Source organism: Pseudomonas sp. LFM046, assembly GCF_000949385.2.
Lineage (GTDB): Bacteria > Pseudomonadota > Gammaproteobacteria > Pseudomonadales > Pseudomonadaceae > Metapseudomonas.
Genome location: NZ_JYKO02000001.1, coordinates 2,762,132 through 2,777,542, shown reverse-complemented (window position 1 = coordinate 2,777,542; position 15,411 = coordinate 2,762,132). Strand labels below are relative to the sequence as shown.

At 61.3% G+C, this 15,411-nt stretch carries 12 protein-coding genes and 1 pseudogene; 6 read left to right on the top strand and 7 right to left on the bottom strand.

Annotated features, from left to right (window positions below):
• Positions 1-236: 236 nt before the first annotated feature.
• The 6 genes from TQ98_RS12800 to TQ98_RS12775 all read right to left on the bottom strand — a co-directional run bounded on the left by TQ98_RS12800 (position 237) and on the right by TQ98_RS12775 (position 6,707).
• Positions 237-1,343: a LacI family DNA-binding transcriptional regulator gene (locus TQ98_RS12800; protein WP_044870863.1), complete on the bottom strand. Its 1,107-nt coding sequence runs from the start codon at positions 1,341-1,343 to the stop codon at positions 237-239.
• A gap of 239 nt (positions 1,344-1,582) precedes the next feature.
• Positions 1,583-2,383 (bottom strand): histidinol-phosphatase, encoded by an 801-nt coding sequence (gene hisN / locus TQ98_RS12795; RefSeq protein ID WP_044870872.1) that lies wholly within the window; start codon positions 2,381-2,383, stop codon positions 1,583-1,585.
• A gap of 67 nt (positions 2,384-2,450) precedes the next feature.
• Positions 2,451-3,551 (bottom strand): sn-glycerol-3-phosphate ABC transporter ATP-binding protein UgpC, encoded by a 1,101-nt coding sequence (ugpC, locus tag TQ98_RS12790; protein WP_044870862.1) that lies wholly within the window; start codon positions 3,549-3,551, stop codon positions 2,451-2,453.
• Between the two features lie 6 nt (positions 3,552-3,557).
• Positions 3,558-4,433 (bottom strand): carbohydrate ABC transporter permease, encoded by an 876-nt coding sequence (locus TQ98_RS12785; RefSeq protein ID WP_044870861.1) that lies wholly within the window; start codon positions 4,431-4,433, stop codon positions 3,558-3,560.
• On the bottom strand, positions 4,423-5,334 hold the full coding sequence (locus tag TQ98_RS12780) for a sugar ABC transporter permease (RefSeq protein WP_242443203.1): 912 nt from the start codon (positions 5,332-5,334) through the stop codon (positions 4,423-4,425). The genes TQ98_RS12785 and TQ98_RS12780 overlap by 11 nt, the downstream gene beginning before the upstream one ends.
• A 68-nt stretch (positions 5,335-5,402) precedes the next feature.
• Positions 5,403-6,707, bottom strand: a complete 1,305-nt coding sequence (locus tag TQ98_RS12775; protein ID WP_197708595.1) for an ABC transporter substrate-binding protein — start codon at positions 6,705-6,707, stop codon at positions 5,403-5,405.
• 1,122 nt (positions 6,708-7,829) lie between these two features.
• Here TQ98_RS12775 and TQ98_RS12765 point away from each other — a divergent pair.
• Together TQ98_RS12765 and TQ98_RS12760 are read left to right on the top strand one after the other, a co-directional pair.
• Positions 7,830-8,495, top strand: coding sequence for a ThuA domain-containing protein (locus TQ98_RS12765; protein WP_044870858.1), 666 nt, complete (start codon positions 7,830-7,832; stop codon positions 8,493-8,495).
• 66 nt (positions 8,496-8,561) lie between these two features.
• Positions 8,562-9,059 (top strand): thiamine pyrophosphate-binding protein, encoded by a 498-nt coding sequence (locus tag TQ98_RS12760; RefSeq protein ID WP_206781051.1) that lies wholly within the window; start codon positions 8,562-8,564, stop codon positions 9,057-9,059.
• 5 nt (positions 9,060-9,064) lie between these two features.
• Here the strand turns inward: TQ98_RS12760 and TQ98_RS12755 are convergent.
• Positions 9,065-10,240, bottom strand: a pseudogene (locus TQ98_RS12755) (IS3 family transposase).
• A gap of 694 nt (positions 10,241-10,934) precedes the next feature.
• On the opposite strand from TQ98_RS12755, the gene TQ98_RS12750 reads away from it, so the two are divergent.
• From TQ98_RS12750 to ntrB, 4 genes are all read left to right on the top strand, one after another.
• Positions 10,935-12,149, top strand: coding sequence for a CmpA/NrtA family ABC transporter substrate-binding protein (locus TQ98_RS12750; RefSeq protein WP_082073210.1), 1,215 nt, complete (start codon positions 10,935-10,937; stop codon positions 12,147-12,149).
• Between the two features lie 20 nt (positions 12,150-12,169).
• Positions 12,170-12,748, top strand: coding sequence for an ANTAR domain-containing protein (locus TQ98_RS12745; RefSeq protein ID WP_044872520.1), 579 nt, complete (start codon positions 12,170-12,172; stop codon positions 12,746-12,748).
• Between the two features lie 502 nt (positions 12,749-13,250).
• A complete protein-coding gene (locus TQ98_RS12740) occupies positions 13,251-14,534 on the top strand; it encodes a CmpA/NrtA family ABC transporter substrate-binding protein (RefSeq protein ID WP_044872519.1) in 1,284 nt (427 codons plus the stop codon).
• Positions 14,535-14,548: 14 nt separating this feature from the next.
• Positions 14,549-15,406 (top strand): nitrate ABC transporter permease, encoded by an 858-nt coding sequence (gene ntrB / locus TQ98_RS12735; RefSeq protein ID WP_044872518.1) that lies wholly within the window; start codon positions 14,549-14,551, stop codon positions 15,404-15,406.
• Positions 15,407-15,411: the final 5 nt, after the last annotated feature.

Sequence of the window (15,411 nt, the reverse complement as noted above, 5' to 3'; positions counted from 1 at the left end):
GACAGAGACCGCTGCCTCTGTCGAACATAGAAAACCTGCCCTGATCCACAGGTGCAGTACGATGAACGCCCCCTGACGGACGTTACATAGAAGCGCCTCGGGCGCTATAGCACCGGCCTCAAACCCCCTGTAGAAATCACGCTCGCTAATGATCCTCTTACCCGATTCCGAGTCGTTGAAACCGCCGCTCAAGCCAACTTCAGCACTCGCTACGCAACGTTGTTTAAATGCTCGCCTTAGAGCAATCTTCCCTGCCCATCTTTCGCTAATGGTTTCGCAGTAGAGGCACGTACAATCAAGCGTGTAGGGTAGATCTTGATCTTCGGGGGGTCGTCAGGGCCCGGTGGAGACTGCAAAATTTCGGTGAGGAAGCGGGCTGCGCACTCGCCCTTCTCCACCAGCGGTTGACGGATAGTGGTCAACCCCTTGCTCGCAGCCTCGGGAATGTCATCGAACCCGATGATGGAGACGTCATTGGGTACGTCCAAGTCGAGCTCACGCGCTGCAGTCATGCAGGAAAGCGCCATGACATCCGAGCAGGCCACAACAGCCGTGACCTCCTGCTTACGCAGAAGGGCGGTCGCAGCAGCACGCCCGACAAGAGTGTCAAAACCGCCAGCCTCGATGATCCGTAGATCATCGAAACCAAGGCCGACTTCTGCAGCCGCCTCCAAGTAGCCAGTGAGACGCTCGCGAACGATCATCTCAGTGGAATGGTTGAAACGGCGTTGGTCCACCATGCCGCGATATCCATCGGGCTTGAGACGCTCAAGCAGCACGCCGATCTTGCGGTGTCCCAGTTCCAACACGTGGCGCATCTGTTCACGGGCGGCGCTGCGATCATCAATACCGACGTAGTGAACGCCCTCGATCCGGGGAGAGTCGACCACCACGAAGGGGACCTTGCGCTTGAGCACGTACTGCACGGTCGGATGGTCATCAGGTAGGGTCGAGATGATCAGCCCATCCACTAGCCCCCGTACGGCCATGTGTACATCATTACCGTGGCTATCGTCCTCCAAGCGTCGGCTGTTCATAGGAAATAGCGTAAGGGCGACGTTAGACAGTTCGTTAACGCTACTGATGCCACGTAGCAGCGCCGTCGCCCAAGGGTCGTCACATGCGTAGGAGAGTTGGTCCATGACCACCAGGCCAATGGCACCGATACGCCCCGATCTCAGGCCTCTCGCCCGCAGATCCGGGCCCGGGTATCCAAGACGCTCCGCTACCGCGAGAATATGTTCACGCTGAGCTGCGGAAACCTTGGGCGAGCCACTGTAGGCGTAGGAGACTGCTGGCTGGGACACTCCTGCTTCTCGCGCAACATCCTTCATCGAAACCATTCAGTCCACCTCTGCCAAGTCAGCAAGTCGCCAGACTGTGGCCCATCGATTAAAAAAGGCACCCAGGCCAACTGCCGACACGGTGAATCAACCTGGGTGCCTAAACTCGAGAAACAAAGCAGCAGAAACCGGAACCGACTAGCACGCGATGCCCCGCTATCGCCTGCGGTGCCAGCGTCAGCCGCCAAACGCCGCAGACGAGACGACGAGACCATTGCCGCCAAACGTTCATGCCCGCTTTAACTCGCAGCGCCGCGTTCTGCCAGGGTCGCGAGAATCTGCTCATGCAAACGCGCATCACCACTGGCCACCACTGCTCCCCCGTGCTGCGGGTCGCCGCCGTCCCAAGCGGTCACGACGCCGCCCGCGCCCTCGATGATTGGGATCAGCGCCTGGATGTCGTAGGGCTTCAGCGCCGGTTCGAGCACTGCATCCACCTGCCCTAGCGCCACCATGCAGAACGCGTAGCAATCGCCGCCGTAGCGCAGCATGCGGGCCTGATCCGTGACCGCGTGGAAGCGTTCGAGCTGGCCGGCACTGCGGAAATTCTCGGGGCTGGTGGACATCAGGCTGGCGCTGCCCAGCAGGTCGCAGGGTCGCGAGCGGATGGGCCGATCGTTCAGCCAAGCTGACTGGCCGTCACCAACGAAACGCTCCCCCATGAATGGCTGGTCGACCACACCTAAGCGTGGCCGCTCACCGTCGTTCAAGGCGATCAACGTGCCCCACAACGGCAGACCGGTGATGAAGGCGCGAGTGCCATCTATCGGGTCCAGGACCCAGGAAACCCTGGCGCGCCCCTCCGTCACGCCCTCCTCCTCCCCCAGGATGCCGTGCTCGGAATAGCGCTGCGCGATCAACCTGCGCATAACGCGTTCGGCTGCGCGGTCGGCACTGGTGACCGGGTCGAACCCCCGCGTGCACTTGTCCTCCAGTTCATAGGCAGTACGAAAGAACGGCAGAATCTCGGAGCCCGCCGCGTCGGCCAGTTCATGGGCGAATACCAAGTACTCGGCAAGCTCCCGATCGGATAGATGCATGTGAAGTTGATCCCCTTGTAGCATTGGCCAGGTGTCCCGGGAGGACAATTCCCCCCGGGCGCGTCCCTCACTGGATGCGCTTTTCAGTCTCGCGATCGAAAAGCACGACCTTTGCCATGTTGACGTTCAGGCGGGCGCTGCGGCCGGACTGGACACTTCTCGGTTCCAGGCGCGCGATCACATCCGTGCCGCCCAAGGTGAAGAACGCCAGAGTGTCGGGGCCGGTGGGTTCCACCACCTCGACCTCTACTTCGAAGGCGCCCTGCTCAGTGGGCAACGCGGTGTGGAAGGTTTCCGGACGGATGCCAACCAGAACGTCGCGCCCGGAGTACTGGCGCGCCGCCTCGGTTGAGATGGCGACATCTCGGAGACTGATCACGCTTCCGTCTGGTCGATTCAGACGCACCTCTGTGCCCTGGTCAGTCAGTCGGAATGTGGCTGGGATGATATTCATCGCCGGAGAGCCGACGAACTTCGCCACGTACACCGAAGCCGGGGTGTCATAGATGGTCTCGGGATCCGCCAGTTGCTGCACATAACCGTCCTTCATCACCGCCACCTTGGTGGCCATGGTCATGGCCTCGATCTGATCGTGGGTGACGTAGACGATGGTGGTGCCCAGACGCTGGTGCAGCTTCTTGATCTCGGTACGCATGTCGACTCGGAGCTTGGCGTCGAGGTTGGACAGCGGCTCGTCGAAGAGGAACAGCTTGGGATTACGCACCAGTGCCCGGCCCATCGCTACACGTTGGCGCTGGCCACCAGATAGCTGCGAGGGCTTGCGCTCCAGCAGGGCCTCGATCTGCAACAGAGCAGCGACGCGTTTCACCGCTTCCGCGCGCTCGGCGTCCGGTACCTTGCGGATCTTCATGCCGAACTCAATGTTTTCGCGCACGCTCATGGTTGGATACAGGGCGTAGGACTGGAACACCATGGCGATGTCGCGATCCTTCGGTGACAGCTCGTTCACCCGCTCGCCAGCAATGCGGATTTCACCATCGGTAATCTCGTCAAGGCCGGCGATCAGGTTCAGCAACGTGGACTTGCCGCAGCCAGACGGCCCGAGAAGGACGAGAAAATCACCCGGATCGATCTCGATGTCGACGCGCTTAAGGATATTGAGATCGCCGTAGCTCTTGCTCACGCCATCAATCTGAAGAGTTGCCATTGTTCATTACCCCTTGACTGCGCCAGCGGTCAGACCACGCACGAAGTAGCGACCTGCCAGGACATAAACGACCAGAGTTGGAATGCCCGCGATCATGGCCGCCGCCATGTCAACGTTGTATTGCTTGCGCCCTGCGGTGACGTTGACGATGTTGTTCAGCGCAACGGTGATGGGCGTGTTGGAGCCGGAGGTGAAGGAGACCCCGAAGAGGAAGTCGTTCCAGATCTGAGTGAACTGCCAGATGCAGGACACTACGATGATCGGGATCGACGCCGGCAGCATGATGCTCCAGAAGATCCGGAAGAATCCCGCACCATCCACCAGGGCCGCCCGAGTAAGGTCGTTCGGCAGTCCGATGAAGTAATTGCGGAAGAACAGCGTGGTGAAGCTGATGCCGTACACGGTGTGCACCAGGATCAGCCCCTTGATGGAGCCTGCCAGGCCCAGGAAGCCGAGCGACTGGGCAATAGGCAGCAGCACAGCCTGGAAAGGCAGGAAGCACCCGAACAGCAATAGACCGAACAGCACGTTGGCGCCTTTGAAGGTCCATTTGGTCAAGGTGTAGCCGTTGAGCGCGCCGATCAGCGTGGAAAGCACTACCGCCGGTACCACCATCATCATTGAGTTGACGAAGTAGCCACGCAGACCAACGCACTCGGTGCCGATACAAGCACTGGACCACGCCTTCTCCCAGGCAGCGAAAGTGATCTGCTCCGGCAGTCCAATGAACGAGCCCTGGTAGATCTCATCGAGGTCCTTCACTGACGTCACCACCATCACCCAGAGCGGCATCAGGTAGACCAACGCAACCAGCCCGAGGGCCAGGTAGATGAACAACCTGCCAGTAACGAATCCAGTGAGCGCCCGAGTATTAGTGTTCATCGCGGCGACCTCGCAGCTCCGAGTACAGGTAGGGAACGATGATCGCGGCGACGGTCATCAGCATCATCATGGCGCTGGCCGCGCCGACGCCCAGCTGGTTGCGCCTGAAGCTCGCCGCGAACATGAATGTCGAGGGAAGCTCGGTGGAGCCACCGGGGCCAGCGTTGGTCAGCGCCAGCACTAGGTCGAAGCTCTTGATCGCGATGTGGCTGAGCAGTACGACCACACTGAGCATTGCCGGTCGCAGCATCGGGACGATGATGCGGCGGTAGATCTGCGGCAGAGTCGCGCCCTCGATCTGGGCCGCCTTGATGATGGAGTTGTCGATGCCGCGCAAGCCGGCGAGGAACACCGCCATGGCGAAACCGGACGATTGCCAGATGCCGGCAATGACCACCGTGTAGATGGCGTAGTTCGGGTCGACGATCCAGTTGAAGACGAAGTTGTCCCAGCCAAGGTCATTGACCACTTTCTGGATGCCGAGCCCCGGATTGAGGATCCACTTCCAGGCGGTACCGGTGACGATGAAAGAAAGTGCCATCGGGTACAGATAGATTGCGCGTAGCGCGCCTTCCGCCCGGACCCGCTGGTCCAGCAGGATCGCCAGCAACAGACCGATGGCGATGGCACCAACGAGGAACAGGCTACTGAAGATGAACAGGTTGCCTACCGCTGTGTGCCAGCGCTCCGTGGACCAGAGCCGGATGTACTGTTCCAGACCGACGAAGTCGTAGATCGGCACGACTTTGGACGAGGTCAACGAGATCCATGCCGTCCAGGCGATGAAAGCGTAGACCGCAACGAGGATTAGCAGTGAGCTCGGCGCCAACACCAGCTTCGGCAGATGCTGGGCTAGCCAGCGCTTTGCGCTGGTTTGCGGTACCGCGACGGACGAGCCCACCCCGCGCTTGCCGGCAGCTGATGCAGCCGGGGCGCTTAGTGGCTTTAGAGGAGTATCTTGCATGACATTCACCGCGCGTTATTGATGCTCTGGACAAGCAGATCCACCGCATCCTGCGAACTCATGTCAGTCACAAAGAACTGGCTGATAACATCCTGGAAGACACTGGCGAACTCGGATTGGCTGGCGAAGCCATGGGTCAAGGCCCCCACGAGACTGCCACTCTTCTCAGAGGTGGCACGGTCTTCTGCGGACTTGATGCCGCAGCTGTCGTAGTCCGAAATATCGACATCGGTGCGCGCAGGGATCGAGCCTTTGATCAGGCTGAAGTCGTGCTGCGTAGCCTTGTCCATTGTGGTGTCGGCCAGGGCCACTTGGGCCTTCTGGGTACCGGCGTTGTCCACCTTGAACATGCCGAAGGTGTCCATCACGAACTGGAAGGACACTTCCTTGCCGGGGGTTTCCAGGCAGAGGAAATCAGTGCCGGGCTTGAGCCCCTTTGCCAGGAACTCGCCTTTCGCCCAGTCGCCCATGAACTGCATGGCGGCCTTACCGTTGATCACCATGCCGGTGGCGACGGCCCAGTCGCGGCCGGGGAAATTCGCGTCAGCCAGGCCACGGACTTTGCGCAGCGTATCGAACACCTTGACCATTTCCGGGCTGGAGAGCGCCTTTTCGTCCAGGTCGATGGCGGTCTTCTTGTAAAAGTCGGCGCCGTACAGATCGATCAGGATGGCGTCGAAGACAATACCGATCTGCCAGGGCTCATCGCTGATCGCCAGCGGAATGAAACCAGCGGCCCGCAGTTTGTCACCGGCGACGAATAGTTCGTCCCAGGAGCGCGGGGGGGTCACGCCAGCCTTCTCGAACGCCTTGGCGTTGGCCCAGAGCCAGTTCTGCCGATGCATGTTCACCGGAACCGCAACCCAGTCATTGCCGTGCTTCAGGAAAGGCTTTACCGCATCCGGAACCACCTGTTCCCAGTTATTGGCGCTGGCGTCCTGATTGAGGTTGCTGAGCACGCCCTGGTCGGCCCAGATCATGGCCTCGTGGCCGAGGAACTGCATCGCACCGGGCGGATCACCTGCCGTAACCCTGGCGCGCAGGGCCTGCTGGGCATTGCTGCCGCTCATGCCACCGACGGCGGAGTCCACCCAGGTGACTTGCTGGGTGGAGAGCCGCTCCTTGATCACATTGACAGCCTTGACCTCGCTGTCAGACACCCAGGAGTGCAGAACCTCAAGGCGCTGCTCGGCCGCTGCCGCACTACCCATCCCGATGGCCAACGACGTTGCGGCGGCGATAACCACCGAGATGCTGTTCTTGCGCGATTTATTGAGGCTACGGGACTTTGCTGGTTTGAAAGTTTTCACCTTCGTTGCTCCTATCTTGTTGGTTTTGGTTGAAGCGATGAAACGACCAGGCACGGACTCGACATGACAGGTAAAACGTCATGCTGAGCGTCAATTCGGCCGGCAGGCCGGCGCGTTGATTGGTTGGAATGCGGAGTTGCTACAGCCTCGGCCGGAGCCGGAACGGAGCACCAGGCGAATGCGCTCTGGCGACAGGGGAAAGCACAGACTCGGGTTCAAGCCCCCTCAGCAGAGAGGGCGATTCGACGATAAGCGAGTCCTTTACTGGTACGGGATTCGTTCTCATGGTCGGTCACCTCGGTTGTGTCTTGTTATTCGAGTTATTCGTATAACCTGATTGCGAAGCTACCACCCTCTTTTCGCTTGTCAATCCACCTTCCTCAAAATTGTCGCTTTCAGAAATGCCACCCCATAACCACTCAGTCAGGAATCAATCGGCGCGCTTGAAGCTCTCTCCTGTAAATAGGGCTATCGGACTAATAAGGGCTTGAACGCCGCTGACGATCGGCATTTCAAAAAGCGACATACCGCTCCATGGATGTCCTGGTAGATCGGCCTATTTCCCCTGATTTTGACCAGCTGATGACTCCCTAGCAGGTAGCTGACAGAAGGGATTGACAGCGTCGCTTGTGGTGATAATGTTGAATCAAGGTTATACGTATAACCCGATCGCCATGACACCACGCCAACAACAAGATCGAGGTGAACACCATGACTCAGGTCCTACGGTGCCAAAACAGCCCTTCTCCGCATCAGCGCGCGCTGAAGCAAGACGGCTCGCAAAGACACGAGCTCATCCTCGGTCACTTTTTCGCTTTCATGCCTACCCCCAGTGAGATCGCCAGATCCTTGCAAGCGCCCGGCCTCCAACAACGGGAGACCTCGGACCGGCAGCAATTGTCCGGCCTAGCCATGGCCAGCGAATAGCGGCTCTACAACTGCGGGAATGCCAAACAGGCGTCCTGAAGGACGGCGGACTACCGCCAACCATTTCGACGTAAGCAACTGGGATTGCACCCAGCGGCGGAGAAGTGCTGCTCGCAGAAAAGCAGGCAGCAGCCCAACAAAGAATTCGGCCTCAGGCCTACGACAAGCAGTAACAACAACCGGAGGTAATCAACCGTGACTCGTGTCCTCTACCTGTATGGCGGCTGGCCCGGCCATTTCCCCTACGAAATCGCAGCGTGGGCGCGCGAACTGTTCCAGGAACTCGACTTCCAGGTTGAGGAGTCCACCGACATCTTCACCCTGGACCGCGACCTGACCGGCTATGACCTGATCGTGATCGGCTGGAACAACGCAGTAACCACCGAGACGCTGACCGCTGCCCAGGAAAACCGCCTGCTGGAGGCCATCGAGAGCGGCACGGGCCTGGTGGGTTGGCACGGCGCCGGCGCGGCCTTCCGCGCTAGCCTGAAGTACCACTTCGTACTCGGCGGCTCCTTCCTGGAACACCCGGCCGGCGAAGGCTATCCGCACCCCTACATGGTGAACTTCATCGACCGTGAACATGAAGTCGCCCAAGGCGTTGAGGACTTCGAGGTGCGCTCCGAGCAGTACTACATGCAGGTCGACCCCAACGTTCACGTGCTCGCCGAAACCACCTTCGATGGCAACCCGATGCCCTGGCTCAAGGGGCATCGCAGTCCGGTCGCCTGGGTGCGCAACTGGGGTGAAGGCCGCGTCTTCTATCACTCCATCGGCCATGACACGAGCAATCTGGCCGATCCGAACATCCGCCGCTTGACCAAGCAGGGCCTGGCTTGGGCCGCGCGCAAGAATTCGTAACCCTTGACCACCCGGTTAGCGGCCAATTCCCACGCCGCTTTCACCAGTACTCCAAGGAGCACAACCATGCCCAAGTTGACTGGCAGCCAAGTGGTTGCCCAAACCCTGAAGAACTACGGCGTCGAGTACGTCGCCGGTATCCCCGGCCACGGTATCTGGACCCTCACCGACGCCTTCCTCGAGGAAGAGTCGAAGATCAAGTTCATCCAGGTGTTCCACGAGCAGAGTGCCGTGCACCTGGCCGACGGCTACTACCGCGTTTCCGGCAAGCCGATGGCGGCGGTGACCTCCATCGGCGCCGGCGCGAGCAACACCGTGATCGGCATGGCCACCGCCTTCACCGACTCCACCAGCCTGATGCTGATCACCGGTGGCCCGCCCACTCACATGCGTGGCCACGGCCTGCTGCAGGAACTGGAGCGCTACACCGACAACGACTTCCCGAAGATTGCCGAAGCCGTGTCCAAGCGTCACTGGGTCGCCACCCGCGTGGAGGAAATGCCCTTCATCATGCACCGTGCCTGGAGCTCGATGATGACCGGCCGCCCGGGCCCCGTGCANTGAAGTGGTCAAGTAAAACTGGACACCGGTTTAGGTCTATCCAGCCAGCGCTTCGCGCTGTGCCGGTGTCTGGTAGCTGTTGTAGCTGTGTGGCCGTCGGTGGTTGTAGTAGTCGGTCAGGTAGCGCAGTACATCAGCCTCTGCTTCGGCTTGGCTGGCGTAACCCGAAGCCGGTATCCATTCGGATTTGAGGCTCCGGAAGAAACGCTCCATCGGGGCGTTGTCCCAGCAATTGCCGCGACGACTCATGCTCTGGCGGATTCGATGCCGCCAGAGCAATTGTCGAAATTCCTGACTGCTGTAGTGGCTGCCCTGGTCGGAGTGAAACAGCACGCCGGCGGGGCAACCGCGAGCCTCATAGGCTACGCGCAAAGCGCGTCCGGTAAGCTGCGAGTCCGGACGATCGGACATTGCCCAACCCACAATCCGCCGCGCATACAGGTCCATGATCGCGGCCAAGTAGATCCAGCGCCCGCCGGCCCAGATGTACGTCACGTCACCGCACCACACCTGATTGGGGCCGTGGGTGCGGAATTGCCGGTCCAGTTCGTTCGACGCTTTGGCACTCTCACCCTCAGTTGGGCGGTAACGGTGTCGACGGCGTTGCGAGCTGAACAACTGGGCCTCTTTCATCAGACGGCCGGCCAGGAATCGACCCACTGCCCAGCCTTCCTGGCGCAAAGCCGCCGCGAGCGTCCGGGCGCCTGCCGAACGCCGACTCTGGACATGCAGCTCCACCAAGCGCTGTCGCAACCTGGCGTGCGGCTGATTACCGCGAGCTGCTGACTTAGCGGCGGCATAGACACTGCTGCGATTGATGCCGAACAGCCGGCAAAGCTCTGCCCGTGGATAGTGCTCACCCAATGACTCGACTAAGCGCACTAATCGAGGGCGTCTGACATCAAGAGAGCGGTAGCCTTTTTTAAGATCTCTTTCTCCCGCTCCAGCCGCCGCACCTGGGCCTCCAGCTCCTGGATTCGCCGCTGCTCCGGCGTCATGGCCTTGCTGTGCTCCGGCGTCTTGCCATGGCGCTCCAGGGTCAATTGCTCGACCCAGCGCCGCATGGCAGTTGGGCCTACCCCCATCGCCTTGCAGGCTGCCGGTATGGAATAGCCTTGATCGAGCACCAGGCTGGCGGCCTCGAGTTTGAATTCCGGACTGAATGATCTTCTGCTCATGAACACCTCTTGCTTGGGCGCAGCTTAACGCCCTATCGGGGTGTCCAGAATCATTAGGCCACTTCAGAATGAACCAATAGACAGATAGGATTGAGCCTCCCACGGACTCAATGCGATCGCAAGCGCACCGCGCCCGCACTCCCCTCCTCCTCTCCTATTTCGTGGCCGCGTGCTTTGTATGCAACTCCTGGGACAGTCTTTACACCCCCGCTCGATGCACTCAAAGACCGCCTCTGGCAACCCACATGGTCGTGGTGTGGACACACAGTGCCCTGGGACGCTCAGGCAAGAGTCTGTCGCCGCGCGCAAAGTGCACTATGAGAGCGACTTTGTGGCTGAGGCAACCAGCATTGGCAAGGTACTCGATGTTATTCGAACGATCGCCGAACAAACGACCGAAGATCGGTAGGCATCAGTTTCGGGCATAGATAGCGGTTGTCCCGCTGCGAAACGATAAGGGCGCCTTGCGGCGCCCTAAAGCTTCGATCGAAAGCCGGCGTCAGCGCATACAAGCACGAGGCATTGCCGCCTGCCCTTGGATCCGATTCCCCGTTGAACGATGGCATGTCGTTTGCTGTTACCAACACTCCGAACTCCCTCCAACGGCGGAGACAGTTCATAGACGATGGCGTCGCTCCCGGTCACCAATCCCATGGTGACTGGGGCGGCGCCTTTTTCGTTCAGTGGTGGGACAAACAACATGACCGACAAGAGTTGCACCCGTAACGACAGCCTCGCCTGGGTCGCGGGCAGCGATGCCCCGGAAAAGCGCACAGTGAACCTGGGCTTCATGGCCCTTTCCGACACCGCCTCGTTGATCGTCGCGGCCACCCAGGGCTTCGCCCAGCCCTACGGGCTGACCCTGGAACTGAAGCGGCAGACCTCCTGGGCCGGCCTGCGCGACAGACTGTTGAGCGGTGAACTGGACGCCGCACATTCGCTCTACGGCCAGGTTTATGGGGCCCAGCTGGGACTGGGCGGCGCCCCCACCGAAATGGCGATCCTCATGGGACTGTGTCAGAACGGCCAGGCGATCAACCTATCCGAACCACTGCGTCAGGCCGGGGTGACCCGTGCTGACGCCCTCGCCGCCCGTGTACGCCAGCACAGCGCGAAACTGACCTTCGCCCAGACCTTTCCCACCGGGACCCATGCCATGTGGCTTCACTACTGGCTGGCGGCGCAGGGTATCCACCCGTTGGAAGATGTGAACACAGTGGTGCTGCCGCCCGCGCAGATGGTCCAGCATCTCAAGACAGGGCACATCGACGGTTTCTGTGCCGGCGGCCCCTGGGGCGCACTGGCGGTGGATGAGAAGCAGGGTTTCACCCTGGCAACCAGCCAGATGATCTGGCCCGATCACCCGGAAAAGGTGCTCGCCTGCACGCGCGCCTTCGTGGAGCAGTACCCCAACACGGCCCGCGCCCTGACCATGGCGGTGCTGGAGGCCAGCCGCTTCATCGACGCCAGCGACGAGAACAAGTGCAGCACCGCCCGGCTGATCAGCGGTGGCGAGTACCTCGATGCACCACTCTCGGCCATCGAGCCGCGTTTTCTCGGTTACTACGAGGACGGCCTCGGCTACGCCTGGCGCGATGCTCACCCACTGCGCTTCTTTGCCGGCGGCGAGGCCACCATGCCCTGGCTGTCCGATGGCATGTGGTTCATGACCCAGTTCCGCCGCTGGGGGCTGCTCAGAGACGACCCGGACTACCTCGGCGTGGCCCGTCGAGTCCACCAGCTTGCGCTCTACCGCGAAGCGGCCGAAGCGCTGGGCATAGCGGTCCCCGAGCACCCCATGCGCAGCTCCAGGCTGTTCGACGGCCGGATCTGGGACGGCACCGACCCGGCCGGCTATGCCCGCAGCTTCGCCATCCACGCCCGCAGCTCCGCCCCTGCGGCCGCTGCCCTCTGACGCCAGGAGTTGACCACAGCATGCTCCGCATTCTCCTGATCGATGACACCCCGAAGAAAGTCGGCCGTCTGCGCAATGCCCTGGTGGAGGCCGGTTTCGACGTCATGGACGAAACCGGCCTGACCATCAACTTGCCTGAGCGGATCGAAGCGGCGCGCCCCGATGTCGTACTGATCGACACCGAGTCCGCGGGCCGCGACATGATGGAACAGGTAGTGATGGTCAGCCGCGACCGGCCCCACCCCATCGTCATGTTCACTGACGATCACGATCCCCACCTGATGCGCCAGGCGATCCGGGCCGGCGTCAGCGCCTACGTGATCGAGGGCATTCACACCGAGCGCCTACGACCGATCCTGGACGTGGCCATGGCCCGCTTCGAGAGCGACCAGGCCCTGCGCACCCAACTGCTGGAGCGAGACAGCCAATTGGCAGAACGCAAGCGCATCGAGTTGGCCAAGGGCCTGCTGATGAAGATGAAAAGCTGTGACGAGGATGCCGCCTACACCTTGATGCGTCGCCAGGCCATGGGACGCCAACAACGATTGATCCAGGTGGCCGAGCAGATCATCGCCACGCACGAGATGCTTGGCGTCTGAGCGTCAACCAGAAATCGGTCAAGTCCATGTCGGGGCGAATTCATTCGCTCCCCATGGACGGGGCCAACGCTCGCAACAATCTCTCGCCACACACCGTACGCAGGCGCACGTGGTGCTGTTCTTCGTTCCCCCTAATACAGAACAACGTTCCTGGCATCCGCCCTCGCTGCCTTCTCCTGTTCCAAGCGAACCAAAACCGTTCAGGCCACCTCTGCGCCGCACGAACATGGCTCATTGAGGCCAGCTAGCCCGCCCCATTACCCAAAGAGTCAAGCTGCTGATTTAAAAGACAATAACGGCCGAAAGCAGCCTGCCAAGGCTATGACTTCGGGCTGCTGGGCAAGCTGGCAAGGCGTTTGCAATCTCACCTGCAGATTCTTGCGTAGCACGCCAACGGCGGTGGGCCGCGGATCACGGACAACGGCGTCCGTCAGAGCTCCTTTCCTTCTCGGGAGCTCTGGCGTGCGCCGTTTTTGTTTTGCCTTCCAACAAGGACAACACCATGAGCGAACGTGATTCCAAAGACCCGGTAAACAACAGCCGCCGCAACTTCCTCAAGCAGTCCATCGCCATTGCCGGCACGGTCGGTGGCGTGACCGCCCTCGGCCTCTCCGCCCCCGGCTTCCTGCGCAGCGCGGCCTGGGCCGCCGGCTCGGATGCACCGGAAAAGACCGCCCTGAAGGTCGGTTTCATTCCCCTCACCGACTGCGCCTCGGTGGTCGTGGCCGCCACTCAGGGCTTCGCCGCCAAGTACGGTCTCTCTATCGAACCCAGCAAGGAAGCTTCCTGGGCCGGCGTGCGCGACAAGCTGAACACCGGCGAACTGGATGCCTCTCATGTGCTCTACGGCATGATGTACAGCTCCCAGCTCGGGGTCGCCGGTCCGCAGAAGAACATGGCGGTGCTCATGGGGCTGAACCAGAACGGCCAGGCCATCACCCTCTCCCGCCAGTTGAAAGAAGCCGGCGTGACCAACGGCGAACAGCTCGCGGCCCATATCAAGAAAGGCGGTAACCCGCTGACCTTCGCCCAGACCTTCCCTACCGGTACCCACGCCATGTGGCTCTACTACTGGCTGGCCAGTCACGGCATCAACCCCATGAACGACGTGAAGACCATCACCGTTCCGCCGCCGCAGATGGTCGCCAACATGCGCGTCGGCAACATGGACGGCTTCTGCGTCGGCGAGCCTTGGGGCGCGCGGGCCATCTTCGACAAGATCGGTTTCACCGCCACCACCACCCAGCAGATTTGGGCGGACCATCCGGAGAAGGTGCTGGGCTGCTCGCGCGACTTTGTCGAGCAGAACCCCAACACCGCACGGGCCCTGGTAATGGCCCTGCTCGACGCCAGCCGCTTCATCGAGGCCAGCGACGAGAACAAGAAGGCCACCGCCAAACTCATCGCCGGCAAGGCCTACGTGAACGCCCCGGTGGACGTCATCGAACAGCGCTTCCTCGGCCACTACGAAGACGGCCTGGGCAACAAATGGCAAGACCAGCACGCCATGGCCTTCTGCAAGGACTGCAACGTCAACTTCCCTTGGCTCTCCGACGGCATGTGGTTCATGACCCAGTTCAAGCGCTGGGGCCTGATCAAACAGGATCCGGACTACGCGGCCGTCGCCGCCCAGGTCAACCAGACCAAGCTGTTCAGTGAGGCAGCCAGCGCCCTCGGCCTGCCGGTGCCGACCAGCCAGATGCGCGGCAGCACCCTGATGGACGGCAAGTTGTGGGACGGTTCGAACCCCGCCGCCTACGCCCAGTCCTTCGCCATCAAAGCCTGACCCGGGAGGTAACGATGAACGCTCCGGTAACCCCTCCGCTGTCGCTGCCGGCCAAGACCGCACCCAGCTCGGCTCCACGACTGGCCAGGCCAGCCGCGGAGTTCTTCAACAACCTGGCACGGGCACTGCTCCCACCGCTGCTCGGCCTGCTGCTGTTCATCGGCCTCTGGGCCCTGGTGGCGGCGCGCAGCGAAGGGTTGCCGGGGCCATTGTCGACCTGGCATTCGGCGCTGGAACTCTTTGCCGATCCCTTCTACGACAACGGTCCCAACGACATGGGCATCGGCTGGAACATCCTGCACTCGCTCGGCCGGGTCGGCCTGGGTTTCAGCATGGCGGCGCTGGTCGGCATTCCCCTGGGTTTCGCCATCGGCCGCTTCACCTTCCTGGCCGGGATGCTCTCTCCCATCATCAGCTTGCTGCGCCCGGTGTCGCCGCTGGCCTGGCTGCCCATCGGCCTGCTGGTGTTCGAGGCTGCCGGTCCGGCGTCGATCTGGGTGATCTTCATCAGCTCGATCTGGCCGATCATCCTCAACACCGCCGCCGGGGTGGCCAGCGTGCCGCAGGACTACCTCAACGTGGCGCGGGTACTGAAGCTCTCCGAGTTCAAGGTCCTCACCCACATCCTGTTCCCCGCCGTGCTGCCCCATCTGATGACCGGTATCCGCCTGGCCATCGGCGTCGCCTGGCTGGTGATCGTGGCGGCGGAAATGCTCACCGGCGGCACCGGCCTGGGCTTCTGGGTGTGGGACGAATGGAACAACCTCAACGTCGAGCACATCCTCATCGCCATCATCATCGTCGGTCTGGTGGGCCTGGCCCTGGAACAGACCCTGCTGTGGCTGGCCAAGCGCTTCGACTACAGCAACTGACCCGG

Excerpts from the sequence above, each read along its gene's own strand:
- TQ98_RS12800 (WP_044870863.1), bottom strand. The coding sequence starts at position 1,343 with ATGGTTTCGATGAAGGATGTTGCGCGAGAAGCAGGAGTGTCCCAGCCA.
- hisN (WP_044870872.1), bottom strand. The coding sequence starts at position 2,383 with ATGCATCTATCCGATCGGGAGCTTGCCGAGTACTTGGTATTCGCCCAT.
- ugpC (WP_044870862.1), bottom strand. The coding sequence starts at position 3,551 with ATGGCAACTCTTCAGATTGATGGCGTGAGCAAGAGCTACGGCGATCTC.
- TQ98_RS12785 (WP_044870861.1), bottom strand. The coding sequence starts at position 4,433 with ATGAACACTAATACTCGGGCGCTCACTGGATTCGTTACTGGCAGGTTG.
- TQ98_RS12750 (WP_082073210.1), top strand. The coding sequence starts at position 10,935 with ATGACCGACAAGAGTTGCACCCGTAACGACAGCCTCGCCTGGGTCGCG.
- TQ98_RS12745 (WP_044872520.1), top strand. The coding sequence starts at position 12,170 with ATGCTCCGCATTCTCCTGATCGATGACACCCCGAAGAAAGTCGGCCGT.
- TQ98_RS12740 (WP_044872519.1), top strand. The coding sequence starts at position 13,251 with ATGAGCGAACGTGATTCCAAAGACCCGGTAAACAACAGCCGCCGCAAC.
- ntrB (WP_044872518.1), top strand. The coding sequence starts at position 14,549 with ATGAACGCTCCGGTAACCCCTCCGCTGTCGCTGCCGGCCAAGACCGCA.